Consider the following 19,465-nt stretch of genomic DNA (forward strand, 5'->3'; position numbering starts at 1 on the left):
ATTCAACAAGACTTATTCAGGGACACCGCAAGGGGGTATCATAAGCCCTATTTTGGCAAACATATACCTAGACAAGTTCGATAAGTACATGGATGAATATGCCAACAAATTCAATAAAGGGACAGCAAGAAGCCGCAACAAGGATATTTGCAAACTCAACAGCAGAGTACACTACCTAAAACGTAGGATAAATGAAGTAGAGGATGTAAACGTAAGAACAAGGATGGTAGAAGAACTGCACGAAAAGCAGAAGCTGATACTTACAATGCCAAGTGGCAATGATATGGATGTAAACTTTCGCAGGTTGAAATACGTGCGCTATGCCGATGATTTCCTTATCGGAGTTATCGGAACGAAAAACGAATGTGAGAGAATCAAAGCTGACATCACTAAGTTTATGCAGGAAAAGTTAAGACTGGAGATGTCACAGGAAAAGACTTTGATTACAAATGCACAAGACAGCGCAAAATTTTTGGGTTACGAAATATATGTCCGTAAAGACTATGCCACAAAGAGAAACAGTAACGGAACAGTGCGCAGATACTTCAACGGGAATGTGATACTTAAGGCTGATATTACCCGTTCCGCTGCATTTTCTTGTTTGTCTGTTTCTTTTGCGCCGTTCTGCATCGTTTTACGTATCAAGGTTTTAGCCGTCCTTCCGTAGCTTTGTGCCCATGTTTGATCCGCTTGCCGACAAGGCGTCGGCAGCACTAAAATCTTATTGAAAACATGGAGAAAAAAGAAGAATTCATCCGAGTAGGCACCACGCTCTACAAGATTGTGGACCAGCCCCGCATCGACGGCGGCTATGTGAGGAAGCGCATCGCATGGAACTCCGAGACCCTGCGGCAGGACTACGGCAAGGACTACATGGCGGGCATCCCCAAGTATGACGGCTTCTGCACCGTACCCGACCATGTGGACTACAAGCCCGTAGTCGGCAAGTTCCTCAACCTATATGAGCCGATAAGCCACCGACCGCAGGAGGGGGATTTCCCCTGCATCCGCTCGTTGGTGGAACACATCTTCGGCGAACAGTACGAGCAGGGCATGGACTACCTGCAACTGCTCTACCTCTATCCCATTCAGAAGCAACCCATCCTGTTGCTCGTGTCCGAAGAAAGGAATACGGGCAAGAGCACGTTCCTGAACTTTCTGAAAGCCATCTACCAAAACAACGTGACGTTCAACACCAACGAGGACTTCCGCAGCCAGTTCAATTCCGACTGGGCGGGCAAACTGCTCATCATGGTGGACGAGGTGCTGCTTAACCGCCGTGAGGACAGCGAGCGGTTGAAGAACCTAAGTACCACGTTATCCTACAAGGTGGAGGCGAAAGGCAAAGACCGTGACGAGATAGGCTTCTTTGCCAAGTTCGTGCTTTGCTCCAACAACGAGCACCTGCCCGTCATCATCGACGCAGGGGAAACACGCTATTGGGTGCGGAAGATTGTGCCGCTCAAGAGTGACGACACTGACTTCCTGCAAAAGCTGAAAACGGAAATACCCGCTTTTCTCCATTTCCTGCAACACAGGCAGCTATCCACCGGGAAAGAAAGTCGTATGTGGTTCAACCCGAAGCTGCTGGAAACGGATGCCCTGCGGAAGATAATCCGAAGCAACCGCAACAGGTTGGAGATTGAGATGGCTGAACTGTTGCTCGACATCATGGCAAGTGTCGGCGTTGAATCTGTCTCGTTCTGTCTGAATGATATTGTTCCGTTGCTCGTCTGCTCGCAAGTCAAGGTGGAGAAGTCGCAGGTTCGGAAAGTGGTGCAGGAGTGCTGGAAGCTGACACCTGCATCCAACTCGCTTTCCTACACCACCTACCAATACGACTACAACCGTGAATGTCTTTACTCACCCGTAAGGAGGATTGGACGCTACTACACGGTAAGCAAAGCGCAATTGGAAACACTCTGATATTTTGATGAAATGATGAAAGCATATATAAACATAAAGAATAACAGCAACTTACATACTCATCAAACGCTCAACAAAAGTATTTGGCTGATGAAAAGAGAAAGCGGACGCAGCCCCATACATCACTTTTCTTTTGGCGAGCGGTTTGATGAAAAGATGTTGAGAGAACATCCATCTGGTGGTCAGTGTGTTATGTTATCCATTCATCATTTCATCAGATTTTCACCCCTCATCAAGTCCAACGGGAAAGCAACAGAGGTGAACACCGCCATCCGCAGGCTGGTCGGACGGACTTCCATCCTGCCGACCGACAGGGGAAAGCCGATGTTACAAGCGAAAAGAGAACAGCATCCGAAAACCGCCGACACCGCCGCAGGCTTTTGGAAAACAAAAAGCCATAGCTCATTAGGGCGTTTTCTTCACGCACCGCTTCGCTCATGCTAAAAACACCCCAATGAGCCAACGGGGTTACACCCCTCTGGACACCCCCGTTTGCCCGTGCGGTACGAACCGCAGACAGACGGATACCGACAAGCAAGTTTGTAGAACCTAACAAAACAAGAAACGAACATGGGATACATAAGCATCCAAATCAACAAGGCGAAAGGGTCGGCTGACACGGGCGCATCCGACCACATCGAACGCAAGACCACGCCCAAGAACGCAGACCCTACACGCACCCATCTCAACCGTGAGCTGGTGCAATTCCCCGACGGTGTGGCAGACCGCACCGAGGCGATAAACCACCGCATCCGCACGGCTGGCATCAGGCGGAAGATAACACCCGACCAAGTACGGGCAATCCGCATCGTGCTTTCGGGCACGCACGAGGACATGGTGAGGGTGCAGGACGAGGCAGGCTGGACGAATGGTGCGGTGACAACCTGCAATGGCTGCACCGCACGTTCGGAAAAGAGAACACCGTTTCGGCAGTGCTGCACATGGACGAGCACGCACCGCACATCCACGCCACGGTAGTGCCGATAGTGACGGGCGAGCGCAGGAAAGCGAAGAAGCAGGCGGAGGGCAGACGCACCTACCGCAAGAAATCCAACGCCGTGCGCCTGTGCGCCGATGACCTGCTGACACGTGAGAAGCTGGTAGCCTACCACGACAGCTACGCCGCAACAATGGCGAAATACGGCTTGCAGCGTGGCATCCGTGGTTCGGAGGCACGGCACACCACCACCGCCCAATATTACCGTGACCTGAAACGGCAGACGGGAGAGCTTGAAACCAATGTCCGGCAGTTGCAGACCGAACGCCAACAGGCGAAGCAGGAACTTGACGAAGTACGGAAAGAAATCAAATCGGAGAAGCTGGAAGCCGCCAAGGCCGAAGTGAAAACGGCACTTGTGGCAAAGGTAGGTTCTCTTTTGGGCAGCGGCAAGCTGAAAGGACTGGAAGCCGACAACCGTACCCTGCAAGGCGAGGTTGCCGCCCGTGATGAAAGCATAGAACTGTTGCAGCAACAGATGGAGCGGCAACAGGAGGAACACCAACGGCAGCTTATGGAACTGCAAGTCAAGCACCGCAGGGAGATGTCGGACAAGGAAGCGGAACACCAAAAGGAAGTGTCATTCTTGAAATCCATCATCCAAAAAGCCAAGAAATGGTTTCCGCTGTTCCAAGAGTTGGTGTACATGGAGAAGTTCTGCCTCAAAGTCGGCTTCAACGAGCGGCAGACCGCCACGCTTATCAGCGGCAAGCCGTTGTTCTACGAGGGTGAACTCTACTCGGAGGAACACAGGCGGAAGTTCACGACCGAAAGGGCGGGCTTCCAAGTGGTGAAAGACCCAATAGACAAATCCAAACTTGCACTTGCCATTAACGGGCAACCGATTGGCGAATGGTTCAAGGAACAATTCGATAGGCTATTCTCGTCCATTAGGAGGACTGTCGAGCCGCTTAGGAGAGGCAAGGGCATGGGATTATAAACAATGCCAACGGGAGGGTAGCAAGTTTGTGTTTTGGGCAGACCAAAACCGCTTGCCGCTCTCCCCCGTTAATCAGCAATTTGTATTATATTACCATTTCACCGGTTCGTCCAAAATCACGCCATCGGTAGCATCTTCTGCGGTGAACGTGTTGCCACGATACTGTACGCAGAGCATTACAAGCGAAGCCGTTCCGTTGTTGCGTACGCTGCGTTTTCCGTTGGGAGCCACGCGCACTATGCTGCCTTCTTCAACGGGAAACACCTGTCCGTCCACCTGGAACTCGCCCTTTCCTGCAAGGAAGAAGTAAAGCTCCTCGTGGTTCTTATGGGTGTGGAGGAAGCCCGTTTCCGTGTTGGGTTGGAACATCTGGAAGGAAAATTCACTGCCCGTTGCCTGAAGTGCCGCACCTCCGAACACCTTTCCCGGAATCTTTACTTCGGGTGAAAGTTCTATCACATACTCACTCAGTTCACTTAGCTTGCCAACGCTTATTACACTGAAATTTTCGGCTGCTGCTATTTTTTTGATTTCTTTCATCTCTGCAATTTTTATAGGGCTTATAATTTGATGGTTTCTCCGTCTTCCGGGATAATCAGGCGGTTCATGTCCGCTCCGTGATGCCACGCTTCGTTGCGCAAGATTTCACGGGTGGTCTGGCAATGGTCAATAGCATCCATGTGGACGGCTATCAGCTTGATATGCGTGGGCAGTTCATCCAACATTTGCATTACCTCAGCTTCATCTGGGATGATGCAGCCGTCCACTTTGGAAAACTCCGGAAAGACTGCACCGCCGCTGTTCACCACGATGTAGTCGGGATTGAACCGTTCCACCGTTTCGCGGATGCACGCTTCCCATTTGCAATCGCCCATAATATAAACCGTAGGACAGTCCTCTGATGTCAGGACATAGCCCGACACAGGTCCCATTATCTCGCCAATCTTGCCGAAACCGTGATGACCGCTTACACGATGGATGGTCATTCCACCCATTGTTGTCTTGTCTTCGATTACTTCCACCCGTGTGAAGCCATCCTGTTCCACCGTCGCCTTGTCCTGCGGTTGGGTATAATAAAGGATGTCCTTCGACAGATGCCGCTTTACTGTTTCATCGTAATGGTCGGGGTGAATGTGCGTTTGCAATACAAAGTTCACCCCTTCTGTTATCTCACTGACGGGCATTACGAGATACACACGGGGACTTTTATACACACCAAGTGCCGACTGGATGGTTCCCTTGTCGGCAAAGAACGGGTCAACAAGGATGTTGTGTCCTGCATAATTGATTCTCAAAGTGGCATTGCGCACCAAGCGGATAGTCGTTGTCTTTTTCATCATTCTACTATTTTTAATTGTTTTATCGTTTACGGTTGCAAAGTTCGGAAGAATCTTCCCGTGACTCTATGCCTTAAACATGGGAATATGTACCATTTTGATAAAGTTCATTCTTCAATTCTTGGAGCGTCACGGCTATGTCGCCTGCCAGTCCGATGGACTTGTGGACAATGGCATCGGGAATGTACAATTCCGATGCCAAGTTCAGCGTGATGTAGATAGCATGAGGCTCGCTATTTGCCAGTTGCATCAAGGGCTGTTTGATAAGTCGATTGTACCGACCGATACCCAACTCAAAGATAACTACGTTCCTATTATGATAACGCCGAAGGAATTCGTTTGCCTGACAACTTTTATCCTTAAGTGGGCGGTGTTCCAATAAATCTTCGAAAGTACCTTCTACCTCAAAGACCTTTTCCGCATCGAAGCCGGACAGTTCCAGATGCGTATCGGCATTCGAAGTAAGGATAAAGTAATCCCTATGATTCACAACGGCAAGCAGGTCTTTCATCACCTGCGAGGGACGGTACTCTTTGACCCAGTGCTGCACAAGGCATTGCAGAAACTCTGCCCGTACGTTTTCCGTAGGGTAGTGAAAGAAACAACCTTCAATGACATTCCGTATGCCATACTGCTGTTGGAAATCCCCAAACTGGCAACGGAACATCTCGTTGTTGGCAAAGACGTGATAGCCTTCAGCGATAGAAAGCCCGTTGCTGGCTCCTATCAGCAGGGCATCGGCCCGGACGATGGCCTGGGCAGCTTGTTGTATTTCGTTCATGACCTTTATGCTAAGGGTTTCCAATAGATATAGGTCATGTAATCTGCTTCCTCGGTAGAGTAATGCGTATCACGATACCGGGAAGCCAAGGCAAAACCGTGGGCAGGATAATAATCGTGGTCGCACGAAGTGTCTGTCCATAGGAACATCCGTTTAGCGCCCATTGCGCTGAACTCCTGCATCATTGCGCGTAGCAGTTCCCTGCCGCATCCCTTCTGTATGCTAATGAATAGGGAGAGTTTTACGTCGCCATCGCCCATTTGCGCGATGGTGTTCCGGTCGGCTTCGTCCATATAGTCGTTGAGCCGTTCCAGCAACTCCTTCTCCTGCGGGTTCATCGTCTTGCATTGCTCGCCGACCCATACGGACAGGTCTGCCATCTTGCCTTTCCGTGTGCCGAAGATGATGCCTTTCACTTCTCCGTTACAGGTGATTTTGAATGCCAAATCCTCGTCCGTGTAATTATGACGGACGATACATTCTGCAATGCAACGGATATATTCAGCCCGGAACTCATCGTAATATCCGTGCCAAGTTTGCCGTGCCATGCTTATTGCAGCATTCATATCTTTTTCTGAAAACTTTGTTATCTCCATAGTCATTTATATTATTTTAATAAATACGTGAGGGATTGAATGCTTCCTTTGCATTAAATTCTTTCATGCCTGCCGTGGACTTGCCAAGCAGTTTCTTCAACGTAACGGCAATATCATCACTGATGGCAAGACTTTTCTTCGCAATCTCTTTCGGCACAATGGCGTGTTGCGGATTGACGGTGGCATAAAAGGCATCGGGGAACTGATAAGTCATGTTCATAAACGGTTCCTTAATGAACATCGGGGTCATCATACCTACACCGAGTTCGAGGAACAGTACCTTGCGCCGTGAGTTGGCACGCAGGAAATCGAGGTACCTTTTCATTTCGCGCTGATAGTATTCACCTTCAAGGAATGTGTGCGAGCGTACCCACGGAGCCAGTTCTTCGCCGCAATGCGGGCAACGGGGAATCAGTTCGTCAGGCAATACATCTCCCACAATCTTATCGCTTAACTCGAAAACTTTCTCCTTATTATAATATATTTCATCGTGACACGGACGGCTGCATTGCCAGTAACGGTTATCTCCTTGAATCCGAGTAATCTTTTCATCCGGGAATACCCGGAAAAACTGTGCATCCTGATTGGTTGTGGCTATATAATAATTTTTTCCTTGAAGAAGTTTTGCCAAATCTTTGTAAGTTTCACCTGTATAACACTCATAAATATAACGGGTGGCACGTAACATGCTTGCCCAAAGTTCTCCGCGGCTGAGACGCCTGTCATAAAATAAGTCGAAATAATTATGGATATTATATTTCTCAGCCAATCCTCCTGCCAACATTTTATAGACGTCATCATCTTGATAATAAAAAACGAATCCGGAAGCGGCAGACATTCCCGATGCACCGCCCACTACAATGGCATCAGCTTCGTCTATTTTCTTCTTTAACAAGTCTATTTTTTCTTTTGCAACCATATCGTATGTTTCCATTTTTCCGGTTACAAAGTTCAGTAATATCATTCAATAGTTTTATGCCAAAAAATTGCAAATATATGCCATCTTGATAAATAAAAACATTACTTTTGCACAAACGGCAAGCGTATGAAAGAGATTATCAACCCCGAAAAGTTGGTCAGCGTTCCGTTCAGCAAGACGGATTGCGGTGTGGATTTTTACATCAATACCGCTACAAATAAGGATATTGGCTCCGTGCTGACCGAATACAGGAGGTTCAAGACGGACTTCTTCAGCTTCTACTTCTTTCGCAAAGCAAATGGTTACCTGTTGCTGAACTTTCGCAAGATAGAATTGCACGACGGCATGGTGCTGCTTCTCTCGCCACACCAGCAACAGGAGTGGCACGTGGACGAACCGGCATTGGACTACACCTTCCTCATCTTCCGAGAAGACTTCATGCGTACATTCATCACCGACAAATTCTTCGTCTATCGCCTGCTGTATTATTATCAGACCGATACGCCACCTTACCTATATGCCTCGCCCGAGGAATTGGCAGAGTATATGCGCCTGCTCGGGAAGATAAAACAAGAACTGCTGCATCCCCTTGCCGACACATACAATCTCATCGTGTCCGTGCTTTATTACCTCTTGCTGATTATCAATCGGGCCTACGCCGCCGCCTACCGCTTGCCCGTAGAAATCGCGAAGAACAATTATGCCTTTCAGTTCAAGGATTTGCTGGAGCAGCATATCCGTACCCTGCAACGGGTGCAGGAATATGCTGACAAGCTTCATATTAGCCGCATCACGCTGAATGCTTCCGTCATGGCACAATTCGGAGTGTCTGCCACCCATTTGTTGAAACAGCGCCTGCTGGAAGAATTAAAAAACGAATTTCTGTTTTCCAACCGTACCGTCAGCCAACTGGCAGATGATTTCCATTTCTCCGACCCCAGCCACCTGATGCGTTTCTTCAAACAACAGACGGGAAAGACGTTCACGCAATTTTTACAGGATTACCAAAATGGTATTTACGAATAAGGTATTAAATAAGAAAATCATCTTTTTATTTTCAAAATTTTTAGTACCTTTGCATTATCAGGAGTTGTTTGACAGAAGCGTCCTGCAAATTGCAGAATTTACGACTGTCGCCAAGTCATTACCTTACTCTTTGTAAAGAACTCATAAGCCGCTTATTTTTAATATATTCCTATTAAAATATCGTCTTTTCGGGGAAAAAACTGGCAGGAGAGCCCCGAAATCTCCCTCTAAGAGGTAAGTGCGAAATAGTAAAAATTGCTTTCTACATATTGCAAAATGAAGACATTTTGTTCGTTTTTGTCACTTGTACTCAATTATATAAAGAATTTTTTCCGTAATAACCCGCTTGAAATTGTTTATTTCCATTCTTTTTTATTTAATTTTGCAGTCAAATTTATAAAACCATTTTTTATAACCCAATATGGCTAATTTAATAAAATTGCGTAAAGGTCTTGACATTAACCTGAAAGGCAAGGCGGCTGCTGAGGTAGTAGCTGTAAAAGAGCCGGGATTCTATGCATTAGTACCCGATGATTTTACAGGTGTAACTCCTAAAGTGGTAGTGAAAGAACAGGAATATGTTATGGCCGGAGGACCCTTGTTTATCGACAAGAATCATCCTGAAGTGAAATTTGTTTCGCCTGTAAGTGGCGTAGTAACTAGTGTGGAGCGTGGAGCTCGCCGTAAAGTAATGAGTATTACGGTAGAAGCTGCAGCAGGACAGGACTATGAAGAATTTGGCAAGAAAGATGTTGCCAAGATGGATGCTGCTGCTGTAAAGGAATTGCTGCTGGCAAGTGGTATGTTTGCCTTCATCAAGCAGCGTCCTTACGATGTTATAGCAGATCCGACAATTGCTCCGAAAGCAATCTTTGTGTCTTCATTCGACAGCAATCCGCTTGCTCCGGAGTTTGAATTTGCCTTGAAAGGTGAAGAAGCAAATTTCCAGGCAGGACTTGATGCACTGGCAAAAATAGCCAAGACTTATTTAAGTATTAGTGTAAATCAGAAAGCTGCTGCTCTGACACAGGCTAAGAATGTTACTGTAACTGTATTCGACGGACCTCATCCGGCAGGAAACGTTGGTGTACAGATTAACCACATTTCTCCTATTAATAAAGGTGAAACTGTTTGGACAATCGATGCACAGGCTGTAATCTTTATTGGTCGTCTGCTGAATACCGGACGTGTGGATCTGACTCGCATGGTAGCAGTGACAGGTTCTGAAGTAAAGAAACCTGCTTATTGCAAGTTGAAAGTAGGTGCATGCCTGACAAATGTGTTTGCAGGTAATGTAAACAAGGAAAAAGAATTACGCTATATCAGCGGTAATGTGTTGACTGGTAAGCAAATTACAGCTAACGGCTTCTTGGGAGCATTCCACAGTCAGGTAACTGTAATTCCTGAAGGTAGTGATGTTCATGAAATGCTGGGATGGATTATGCCTCGTTTCAATCAGTTCAGTACTAGCCGTTCATATTTTAGCTGGCTGATGGGCAAGAAAGAATATACACTGGATGCTCGTGTAAAAGGTGGTGAACGCCACATGATTATGTCGAACGAGTATGACAAGGTGTTGCCGATGGATATCATGCCTGAATATTTGATCAAAGCAATAATCGCCGGAGATATCGACCGCATGGAACAGTTAGGTATCTATGAAGTTGCTCCTGAAGACTTTGCTTTGTGTGAATTCGTTTGCTCTTCTAAGATGGAATTACAGCGTATCGTTCGTGAAGGATTGGATATGCTCCGTCGTGAAATGTGCTAATACTAACCAAAAGAATTAATAGAATAAATGAAAGCGTTAAGAAATTATCTAGATAAGATAAAGCCTAACTTTGAAGAGGGAGGCAAATATCATGCTTTTCGTTCTGTATTCGATGGTTTCGAAACATTCTTGTTTGTTCCGAATACTACTTCGAAGACAGGTACGCACATCCACGATGCGATTGATAGCAAACGTATCATGTTACTCGTGGTTATTGCATTAATACCGGCTTTGTTGTTCGGTATGTATAATGTGGGCTATCAGCATTATCTGCATGCAGGCATCAGCGGTAGTTTTATTGAAATGTTTGGCTACGGTTTTCTGGCTGTATTGCCTAAAATCATTGTTTCTTATGTTGTAGGTTTGGGAATCGAATTCGTTGTTGCACAATGGAAGAAAGAAGAAATTCAGGAAGGTTTCCTGGTTTCTGGTATGTTGATTCCGATGATTGTACCTGTTGACTGTCCGTTATGGATGCTTGCTGTAGCAACTGCTTTCTCTGTAATCTTTGCAAAGGAAGTATTCGGTGGTACAGGTATGAACATCTTCAACCCTGCATTGATTACTCGTGCATTCTTGTTCTTTGCTTATCCTACTAAGATGTCTGGTGATGCCGTTTGGGTATCAGGTGACAGCATTTTCGGATTGGGTAAGACTGTTGACGGTTTGACTGCTGCAACTCCGCTGGGTGTTGCCAAGGTTGCTGAATGTCCTGAATTCTCTTGGGATATGGTTACTGGTCTGATTCCGGGTTCTATCGGTGAAACCAGTGTAATTGCTATTGCAATTGGTGCTGTTATCCTTTTATGGACTGGTGTAGCAAGCTGGAAGACAATGTTGTCTGTATTTGTAGGTGGAGCTGTCATGGGATGGATTTTCAATACAATTGGTCCTGATACAGGTGTAGCTCAAATGCCTTGGTACGAACACTTGTGCTTGGGTGGTTTCTGCTTTGGTGCTGTATTTATGGCAACTGATCCGGTAACTTCTTCACGTACAGAAAACGGTAAGTTTGTATATGGCTTCCTGATTGGTGCTATGGCAATCATTATTCGTGTGTTGAATCCGGGTTATCCAGAAGGTATGATGTTGGCTATCTTGCTGATGAATATCTTTGCACCGCTGATCGACTACGTTGTAGTTCAGAATAATATCTCTCGTCGTGCTAAACGTGCTATGTCTAACAAATAAAAACCGAATATACAATGAATACTAATAGTAACTCTTATACTATCATTTATGCTTCGGTAATGGTTGTTATCGTAGCATTCTTATTGGCTTTCGTGAACTCTTCTTTGCGTGATATTCAGGGAAAGAATGTAGAACTTGATACTAAGAAACAGATTCTTTCTTCTTTGGGTATTAAAGAGGTTCAGGATGCAGAAGCTGAATTTGCAAAAGTTGTGAAGTCTGATATGGTTGTAGCCGAAGACGGAACATTGACTCCGTATGAAGGTACTTTTGTTACCGGATATGAAAAAGAATACAAGGAAAACGGTCGCGCTCACTTGTTTGTTTGCGAAATAGACGGTCAGACTAAGTATGTTATTCCTGTTTACGGTGCTGGTCTTTGGGGCGCTATTTGGGGCTATGTTGCACTGAATGAAGACAAGAATACTGTTTATGGAACTTATTTCTCTCATGCATCAGAAACTCCGGGTTTGGGAGCTGAAATTGCTACCGACCATTTCCAGAATGAGTTCAAAGACAAGAACGTACTGGAAGAAGGTGCTATTGCATTGGGTGTTGTAAAGAATGGTAAGATTGAAAAACCTGAATATCAAGTTGACGGTATTTCAGGAGGTACAATTACTTCTCTTGCCGTAGATAAGATGCTGAAAGATTGTATGGGACAATATACCAAGTTTTTAACTACTAAAGAATAATTAAGGAGGAGATAATAATATGGGAAGTTTATTTTCAGCTAAAAACAAAGAAGTATTTTCTACTCCGTTGGGTTTGAATAACCCGGTGACCGTTCAGGTTTTGGGCATTTGTTCTGCATTGGCGGTTACATCTAAGTTGGAGCCTGCTATTGTAATGGGACTTTCTGTTACCATTATTACAGCTTTCTCTAATGTTGTAATTTCTTTGATCCGTAAGACAATTCCTAACCGTATCCGTATTATCGTACAGTTGGTTGTTGTTGCTGCTTTGGTTACTATCGTAAGTGAGTTGCTGAAAGCATTTGCCTATGATGTAAGCGTACAGTTGTCTGTATATGTTGGTCTGATCATCACTAACTGTATTCTGATGGGACGTCTGGAAGCATTTGCTATGGCAAACGGTCCATGGGAATCTTGTTTGGATGGTATTGGTAACGGTTTGGGATATGCAAAGATTTTGGTAATGGTTGCATTCATCCGTGAACTGTTGGGTTCTGGTACATTGCTTGGTTTTAACATTCTGAACTACGATGCAATAAAGAGCGCAGGCTATGTAAACAATGGTTTGATGCTGATGCCTCCTATGGCATTGATTATTGTAGCATGTATTATCTGGTATCAGCGTGCTAAACACAAAGAATTGCAAGAAAAAGAGTAATAATTCATTGAAGAACGGATATTGGAAAATGGTAATCCCGTTTGCCATAGAAGTTCTTAACTAAAACAAGATTATGGAACATTTTATAAGTTTATTAGTCCGCTCTATCTTTGTGGACAATATGATTTTTGCATTCTTCCTGGGTATGTGCTCTTACTTGGCTGTTTCGAAGAATGTAAAGACTGCACTGGGACTGGGTATCGCTGTTACCTTTGTGCTGGTGGTAACATTGCCTGTCAACTATCTGCTCCAGACTAAAGTGTTGGCTGCTGATGGTATTTTGGGTATCGATTTGAGCTTCTTGAGCTTTATCCTCTTTATTGCCGTAATTGCCGCAATTGTACAGTTGGTAGAAATGATCGTTGAACGTTTCAGCCCTTCGTTGTATGCCTCACTGGGTATTTTCTTGCCTTTGATTGCTGTAAACTGTGCGATTATGGGTGCTTCATTGTTCATGCAGCAGCGTATCAACCTTACTCCGTCTGATTCTAAGTTTATCGGTGATATCTGGGATTCAATCTCATATGCACTCGGATCAGGTATTGGTTGGTTGCTTGCTATTGTAGGTCTGGCAGCTATTCGTGAAAAAATGGCATATTCAGATGTTCCTGCTCCTTTGAGAGGATTGGGCATCACATTTATCACTGTAGGCCTGATGGCAATGGCGTTTATGTGTTTCTCTGGTTTGAACATCTAATAAAGAAAGGAATAAACAATGGATATGAATTTTATTTTAGCAAGCATTGGAGTATTCCTTGTGACTATTCTTGTGCTGGTAGTTATTCTGCTGGTAGCTAAGAAATTCTTGGTTGCTTCAGGAAATGTAAAGTTGACTATCAATGGCGAGAACCAATTAGAAGTTGAATCAGGTTCTACATTGTTGAATACATTGGCTGTAAATGGTGTATTCTTGCCTTCTGCTTGTGGTGGTAAGGGTTCTTGCGGACAGTGTAAATGTCAGGTTGTTGAAGGTGGTGGTGAAATATTGCCTTCTGAAGTGAGCCATTTCAGCCGTAAACAACAGAAAGATCACTGGCGTTTGGGTTGTCAGGTGAAAGTGAAAGGTGACTTGTCTATCAAGGTTCCTGAATCTGTAATGGGTGTAAAAGAATACGAATGTACAGTTATCTCTAACAAGAACGTGGCTACCTTTATTAAAGAATTTAAGGTACAGTTGCCTAAGGGAGCTCACATGGACTTCATTCCGGGTTCTTACGCTCAGATTAAGATTCCTAAATATGAAATGGATTATAACAAAGATATCGATAAATCACTTATTGGTGATGAATATCTTCCAGCATGGGAAAAATTCGGTTTGTTTAATCTGAAATGTAAAAATGAAGAAGAAACAATCCGTGCTTATTCTATGGCTAACTACCCGGCAGAAGGTGACGTATTCATGTTGACAGTACGTATCGCTACTCCGCCGTTTAAGCCAGACCGCAGTGGATTTATGGATGTAATGCCAGGTATCGCTTCATCTTATATCTTTACTTTGAAACCAGGTGACAAGGTATTGATGAGTGGTCCTTACGGTGATTTCCATCCTATCTTCGACTCTAAGAAAGAAATGATTTGGGTAGGTGGTGGTGCCGGTATGGCTCCGCTTCGTGCACAGATTATGCATATGACTCGTACATTGCATACTACTGACCGTGAATTGCACTATTTCTACGGTGCTCGTGCATTGAACGAAGTATTCTATCTGGAAGACTTCCAGCAGCTTGAAAAAGACTTCTCTAACTTCCACTTCCATCTGGCACTTGACCGTCCGGATCCTGCTGCTGATGCTGCAGGCGTGAAGTATACAGCTGGATTTGTTCATCAGGTAATGTATGAAACATATCTGAAGAATCATGAGGCTCCTGAAGATATCGAATACTACATGTGTGGTCCTGGTCCGATGTCGAAAGCTGTTGTTAACATGCTTGATAGTCTGGGCGTTGAAAGCTCTTCAATCATGTATGATAACTTCGGTGGGTAATTTAATGAGTTTTCTAAACTATAATAAAAAAGCCTTTGATGTAAGTCAAAGGCTTTTTTATTATAGTTTATATTCTAATCTGTCTGATTTTGTAATTTATTCCTTTTCCATTTCTATGTTATAAATAACAGGATCGTATTTGTTGATTTTTCCTGTTCCTAAATCAATCAGAAATCCTGGCCAGAATAATATATTCCACAATGCTTTGGCATTAAATGCCGATTCGATAACAAACGGGGTGTTCTTATATCCTTCTTTCTTGGCGATCACAGTCCTGTCGGAAAGTTTCTTTTTTAGTCTGAAGGTAGTAGATCCGCCTTCTTTGATTTCTGCTAATTTTACATTGTTTGCAGCGTCGTAAAGTTTTGTTCCATTTTCTCCCGTAATGGTGATAGGTTGCTGTGTACTTGAAAAAATACTCATGCATGATGACAAGCCAAGGACTGGAATAACCATCATTAATAGAATAAAATGCTTCTTCATCTTAGGTCTTTGGGGTTTATTTTTTTATAACTCTTGGGCCATTCGAAGAGTTTAGATAAGTAGCTTATATTAATATTATTTAGTAGATTCGTTGTTCTCTTTCTGTTTTTTTTCAATCAGCATATTCATAAAGGCTGAACTGATGATACCTGTAGGTATGGCAATCATGGCTATGCCAATCAGGCTGATGATGCTGCTCAGTAATCTGCCGAGGGGAGTAATGGGATAAATGTCACCGTATCCTACAGTTGTGAATGCTACGATAGCCCACCAGAAGCCATCACCTATATTCTCGAAAGCTTCAGGCTGTGCATTCCGTTCGATATAGTACATTAAGATACCGGAAAAACCTAACATAATGCCGCAGGCTGTATAAGCGGTAATCAGTTCTTCTCTGACAGTTTTTAGTACGGTGCCAATCATCTGAAAAGAACGTGAATAGCGTATCAGTTTGAAAATGATCAGTACATAGGCCAGCACAACCAGATGTACGTGTGGCGTTTCTTTATATAGATAAATAACGACAAAGGGCAGAATCGCTACGCAGTCTATGATTCCATAAAAAGAGATGATATAGCGTAAGCGTGCCTTCCATGCGTGTTTGCAACTGGCATATTGTACTGGAGCCGCTGCGATTCGTAGCCCGTATTCAATGGTGAAAATAAAGGAAGCAAGATAGTTGAATGTATATAAATAGTTGTGGTAAGGAGCGGATTCCTCGAATGAACCATATATGATGGAGCAAATGGAGCCAATGATGAAGAACAGTACAAAGTATTGAAACCATTTTTTCATCAGCTGGAGATGAATCATTCGGTATAATTTTTCATGGCGGATGAAGTATGGAAATTTTTCTCGTAATGGATTCATGAGGTTGTGTGGATCTGTATTCATTTTTCCTATGATTTTTTTCGTTTAAACAAGGTGTGATTTGTCTTTTACAGCTTTTGGTAATAAAAGTCTTTACTGTATGACAAATATAGTTTTTTCTTCCACAATAATAGGAAAAATAGAAGGATAAAAATATAGATGTAAGCTTTTTGCAAGTATTTTAATAGAGAGCATTGCTTAAAGAGATATTTAAAACAGAATAGAACAATGTTTGTTTCTGCTCTTTCAGATTGTCGTTAATGTGTAGTATTTATTACCTTGATGTTACAAATATTATTCTATCTTATATGTTATGACATGCTTTATTTGATTTATATCAATAAATGATAGTTGTAATGCGCTTTTTTAGTAAATCATTTGTATGTTGTACAATATATTTTCTACCTTTGTTGCGGTAAAAAGATTGAGCTCAAACTAGACTAGGTTTAAAGATAATATTTTTAAGGTAACACAAGTTTTTAGGTAACATTAAAATTTAGGTATTATGAGAAAATTAGGATTTACATTAGTAGCAGCATTGGCATTTTCTGTTTCTGCATTTGCTAACAACGCAAATGATACGATTAACGTTGCTAGAAAATGGGATGGTACTATTAACAAAGCAAAATTGACAAAGTACTTGCAGCTTTCTTCTCAGCAGAATGAGCAGGTAGCAAGCATTTGCGATTATTTTCAAGAACAGATGAAAGTTGCGAACAGTTCAAAGAAAAATAGCGATCAGAAAGTGCGTAACGCAGTTTACGGTAATCTGAAACTGATGAAGAATACTTTGACTGAGAAACAATACAGCGACTATCTGCGCTTGATGGCATTGACGTTACGCAATAAAGGTATTGATATCCAGAAATAATAATACAAAGCGGTATAAAAGAGTCACCTCGGACAAGTGTAGTGTATTCTTGAAAAAAGAATAAACTTCATTTTGTCTGAGGTGATTTTTTATTATAGGCTAATTGGGTAACTATATGATAAAGTAAAAAAGGTTGTCTTAAATTTATTTTGAAGTCCCCCAAAAAAAGGAAGAGCTAAACATTATTCAGTTATAGAAGGAGTCCGATAGCGGAGTCTTTCTATAACTGAATGTTTTTTATACGTTTAGCTGCCAGATAACTATTTATTAGAATCTGATTTCCTTTTTCTCAGAATCTTATTTCTGTCAGCTGCATTTATGATTTATCCTTCAGCATATCTTCCAGACGGAGCAATTCATCTCTGTATTGTGCTGCTTCGATGAAATTGAGCTTTTTAGCGGCTTCCTGCATAAGTTTGCGTGTACGTTCCATACTTTTCTGCAACTGCTCTTTTGACATATATTGAACAATCGGATCGGCTGCAGCTTGTATGTGCTCTGTATTTTCCACATATGCTTTGGGCTGTTTGGAAGATGTTTCTCCTGTTGTTTCCAGCAGGGCGTTGTTTCTGTTCTTTTTGATTTGCTGAGGAGTTATTCCGTGAGCTTCATTGTAAGCTAGCTGCTTTTCGCGTCGTCGGTTAGTTTCGTCGATAGTTTGTTTCATGCTGTCTGTTATTTTGTCGGCATACATGATAACTTTTCCATTGACATTACGTGCTGCACGTCCGGCTGTTTGGGTAAGAGAACGGTGTGAGCGCAAGAATCCTTCCTTATCAGCATCCAAGATAGCTACAAGCGAAACCTCAGGCAAGTCCAATCCTTCACGCAATAGGTTAACTCCGACTAAAACATCATATATGCCTTGTCGTAGATCCTCCATAATTTGTACACGTTCCAATGTGTCGACTTCACTGTGTATGTATGTGCAGCGTATGTTATGACGAAGGAGATATTCTGTAAGTTCTTCAGCCATACGTTTTGTTAAAGTCGTGACAAGAACTCGCTCCTTTAATTCAATGCGCTGCTGGATTTCTTCCATTAAATCGTCTACTTGATTCAAGCTTGGACGAACTTCAATAATAGGATCTAGCAATCCGGTTGGACGGATAACTTGTTCTACAACAACTCCTTCACTTTGAATTAGTTCGTAATCGGCAGGGGTGGCACTCACATAAATTACTTGTTTGGCCATCTCTTGGAATTCTTCAAACTTTAGCGGACGGTTATCCATGGCTGCCGGCAGACGGAATCCATATTCTACCAGATTCTCTTTACGGGCACGGTCTCCTCCATACATTGCACGTATTTGTGGTACACTCACATGGCTTTCATCTATGACAATCAAAAAGTCTTTGGGAAAGAAATCCAGCAAACAGTAAGGTCGGCTGCCTGGCTCTCTTCCATCAAAGTACCGGGAGTAATTTTCTATACCGGAGCAGTGTCCCAGTTCCCGGAGCATCTCCATATCGTATGTGACGCGTTCGTACAGTCTTTTAGCTTCATATGGCTTACCTTGTTCTTCAAAGAAAGCAACTTGCTTGGTCAAATCATCTTCAATCTGATGAATAGCTTTCAATGTGCTCTCTTTGGTAGTCATGAAAAGATTGGCAGGATATATTTTATATTCGTCAAAGCTGCCGGTCCGGTGTCCGCTGACAGGATCTATTTCTTCAATCGCATCGATTTCATCATCCCAAAATATGACACGGAGTAAATGATCGGTATAAGCCAGTGAGATGTCAACAGTATCACCTTTAACACGGAAGTTTCCTCGGTTTAGCTCAATATCGTTACGTACATACAAGCTGTCAACAAGTCGCCGCAGAAATACATTTCTGTCCAGCAGTTTGCCTTTTTTTATCTCTATGACATTGTTGTAAAAGTCAGCAGGATTTCCCATACCGTAAATACACGATACGGATGAGATGACTATCACATCGTTTCTACCAGAAAGTAGGGCAGAGGTAGCGGCAAGACGCAACTTGTCTATCTCCTCATTGATAGCTAAGTCTTTTTCTATATACGTATCGGTAGACGGCAGATAAGCTTCGGGCTGATAATAGTCGTAGTATGATACGTAGTATTCTACAGCATTATGTGGAAAAAAATTCTTGAATTCACCATATAATTGTGCTGCCAGTGTTTTGTTGTGGCTTAGGATCAGTGTCGGCTTGTTGATGTTTTTTATGACATTGGCAATTGTAAAAGTTTTACCTGATCCTGTTACACCCAATAATGTTTGGGCAGGAACTCCGGATTTTACACCTTCTGTCAGTTGTGCGATTGCTTCCGGCTGATCTCCTGTCGGCTGATAATCTGATACAAGTTCAAAATTCATTTTGCACATTTATTAAATGAGGTGTAAAAATACACAATATTTTTGTCAGAGATATTGCAAGTGCAAATTTTATATTAAA

General features: G+C 43.3%; 18 protein-coding genes and 2 pseudogenes. 12 read left to right on the forward strand and 8 right to left on the reverse strand.

Annotated elements, in window-relative coordinates:
- The 4 genes and pseudogenes from BACCOP_RS15310 to mobV all read left to right on the forward strand — a co-directional run.
- Nucleotides 1-565 (forward strand): annotated as a pseudogene (locus tag BACCOP_RS15310) (reverse transcriptase/maturase family protein); the annotation flags it as partial.
- Nucleotides 566-732: 167 nt separating this feature from the next.
- Complete coding sequence (locus BACCOP_RS15315; protein ID WP_007570744.1) at nucleotides 733-1,926, forward strand: primase-helicase family protein; 1,194 nt, start codon at nucleotides 733-735, stop codon at nucleotides 1,924-1,926.
- A gap of 12 nt (nucleotides 1,927-1,938) precedes the next feature.
- Nucleotides 1,939-2,370 (forward strand): hypothetical protein, encoded by a 432-nt coding sequence (locus BACCOP_RS15320; protein WP_007570745.1) that lies wholly within the window; start codon nucleotides 1,939-1,941, stop codon nucleotides 2,368-2,370.
- 126 nt (nucleotides 2,371-2,496) lie between these two features.
- Nucleotides 2,497-3,863, forward strand: a pseudogene (gene mobV, locus BACCOP_RS15325) (MobV family relaxase).
- Between the two features lie 90 nt (nucleotides 3,864-3,953).
- Here the strand turns inward: mobV and BACCOP_RS15330 are convergent.
- From BACCOP_RS15330 to BACCOP_RS15350, 5 genes are all read right to left on the reverse strand, one after another.
- Nucleotides 3,954-4,403, reverse strand: coding sequence for a cupin domain-containing protein (locus BACCOP_RS15330; protein ID WP_007570749.1), 450 nt, complete (start codon nucleotides 4,401-4,403; stop codon nucleotides 3,954-3,956).
- A gap of 20 nt (nucleotides 4,404-4,423) precedes the next feature.
- On the reverse strand, nucleotides 4,424-5,200 hold the full coding sequence (locus BACCOP_RS15335) for an MBL fold metallo-hydrolase (protein WP_040312165.1): 777 nt from the start codon (nucleotides 5,198-5,200) through the stop codon (nucleotides 4,424-4,426).
- Nucleotides 5,201-5,273: 73 nt separating this feature from the next.
- Entirely contained in the window at nucleotides 5,274-5,981 is a 708-nt protein-coding gene (locus BACCOP_RS15340; RefSeq protein WP_007570751.1) for a hypothetical protein, read from the reverse strand.
- A 5-nt stretch (nucleotides 5,982-5,986) separates the two neighbouring features.
- The gene (locus BACCOP_RS15345) at nucleotides 5,987-6,577 is read right to left on the reverse strand and encodes a hypothetical protein (protein WP_148315590.1); all 591 of its coding nucleotides are present in this window, start codon (nucleotides 6,575-6,577) and stop codon (nucleotides 5,987-5,989) included.
- 16 nt (nucleotides 6,578-6,593) lie between these two features.
- Nucleotides 6,594-7,541, reverse strand: a complete 948-nt coding sequence (locus tag BACCOP_RS15350; RefSeq protein ID WP_007570753.1) for an SIR2 family NAD-dependent protein deacylase — start codon at nucleotides 7,539-7,541, stop codon at nucleotides 6,594-6,596.
- 81 nt (nucleotides 7,542-7,622) lie between these two features.
- Between BACCOP_RS15350 and BACCOP_RS15355 the strand changes: the two genes are divergently transcribed.
- The 7 genes from BACCOP_RS15355 (at nucleotide 7,623) to nqrF (ending at nucleotide 14,821) form a co-directional block, all read left to right on the forward strand.
- Nucleotides 7,623-8,522 carry a helix-turn-helix domain-containing protein gene (locus tag BACCOP_RS15355; RefSeq protein ID WP_040312164.1) on the forward strand — a complete coding sequence of 300 codons (900 nt, stop codon included), beginning with the start codon at nucleotides 7,623-7,625 and terminating at the stop codon, nucleotides 8,520-8,522.
- Between the two features lie 421 nt (nucleotides 8,523-8,943).
- On the forward strand, nucleotides 8,944-10,293 hold the full coding sequence (locus BACCOP_RS15360; RefSeq protein WP_007570758.1) for a Na(+)-translocating NADH-quinone reductase subunit A: 1,350 nt from the start codon (nucleotides 8,944-8,946) through the stop codon (nucleotides 10,291-10,293).
- Nucleotides 10,294-10,320: 27 nt separating this feature from the next.
- Entirely contained in the window at nucleotides 10,321-11,484 is a 1,164-nt protein-coding gene (locus tag BACCOP_RS15365) for an NADH:ubiquinone reductase (Na(+)-transporting) subunit B (RefSeq protein ID WP_007570759.1), read from the forward strand.
- A 14-nt stretch (nucleotides 11,485-11,498) separates the two neighbouring features.
- Nucleotides 11,499-12,179, forward strand: a complete 681-nt coding sequence (locus tag BACCOP_RS15370; protein WP_007570761.1) for a Na(+)-translocating NADH-quinone reductase subunit C — start codon at nucleotides 11,499-11,501, stop codon at nucleotides 12,177-12,179.
- A 19-nt stretch (nucleotides 12,180-12,198) separates the two neighbouring features.
- On the forward strand, nucleotides 12,199-12,837 hold the full coding sequence (locus tag BACCOP_RS15375; RefSeq protein ID WP_007570763.1) for an NADH:ubiquinone reductase (Na(+)-transporting) subunit D: 639 nt from the start codon (nucleotides 12,199-12,201) through the stop codon (nucleotides 12,835-12,837).
- Nucleotides 12,838-12,910: 73 nt separating this feature from the next.
- The gene (nqrE, locus tag BACCOP_RS15380) at nucleotides 12,911-13,534 is read left to right on the forward strand and encodes an NADH:ubiquinone reductase (Na(+)-transporting) subunit E (protein WP_007570765.1); all 624 of its coding nucleotides are present in this window, start codon (nucleotides 12,911-12,913) and stop codon (nucleotides 13,532-13,534) included.
- An 18-nt stretch (nucleotides 13,535-13,552) separates the two neighbouring features.
- Nucleotides 13,553-14,821 (forward strand): NADH:ubiquinone reductase (Na(+)-transporting) subunit F, encoded by a 1,269-nt coding sequence (nqrF, locus tag BACCOP_RS15385; protein ID WP_007570766.1) that lies wholly within the window; start codon nucleotides 13,553-13,555, stop codon nucleotides 14,819-14,821.
- A 96-nt stretch (nucleotides 14,822-14,917) separates the two neighbouring features.
- On the opposite strand, the gene BACCOP_RS15390 is transcribed toward nqrF, so the two are convergent.
- Nucleotides 14,918-15,304 (reverse strand): hypothetical protein, encoded by a 387-nt coding sequence (locus BACCOP_RS15390; protein WP_007570771.1) that lies wholly within the window; start codon nucleotides 15,302-15,304, stop codon nucleotides 14,918-14,920.
- Nucleotides 15,305-15,379: 75 nt separating this feature from the next.
- Nucleotides 15,380-16,198, reverse strand: a complete 819-nt coding sequence (locus BACCOP_RS15395) for an ion transporter (protein ID WP_007570772.1) — start codon at nucleotides 16,196-16,198, stop codon at nucleotides 15,380-15,382.
- 481 nt (nucleotides 16,199-16,679) lie between these two features.
- On the opposite strand from BACCOP_RS15395, the gene BACCOP_RS15400 reads away from it, so the two are divergent.
- Complete coding sequence (locus BACCOP_RS15400; RefSeq protein WP_007570774.1) at nucleotides 16,680-17,045, forward strand: hypothetical protein; 366 nt, start codon at nucleotides 16,680-16,682, stop codon at nucleotides 17,043-17,045.
- 316 nt (nucleotides 17,046-17,361) lie between these two features.
- Here BACCOP_RS15400 and uvrB read toward each other — a convergent pair whose 3' ends face one another.
- Complete coding sequence (uvrB, locus tag BACCOP_RS15405) at nucleotides 17,362-19,386, reverse strand: excinuclease ABC subunit UvrB (protein ID WP_007570775.1); 2,025 nt, start codon at nucleotides 19,384-19,386, stop codon at nucleotides 17,362-17,364.
- Nucleotides 19,387-19,465 lie beyond the last annotated feature (79 nt).

Source organism: Phocaeicola coprocola DSM 17136 (assembly GCF_000154845.1).
Classification (GTDB): Bacteria; Bacteroidota; Bacteroidia; order Bacteroidales; family Bacteroidaceae; genus Phocaeicola; species Phocaeicola coprocola.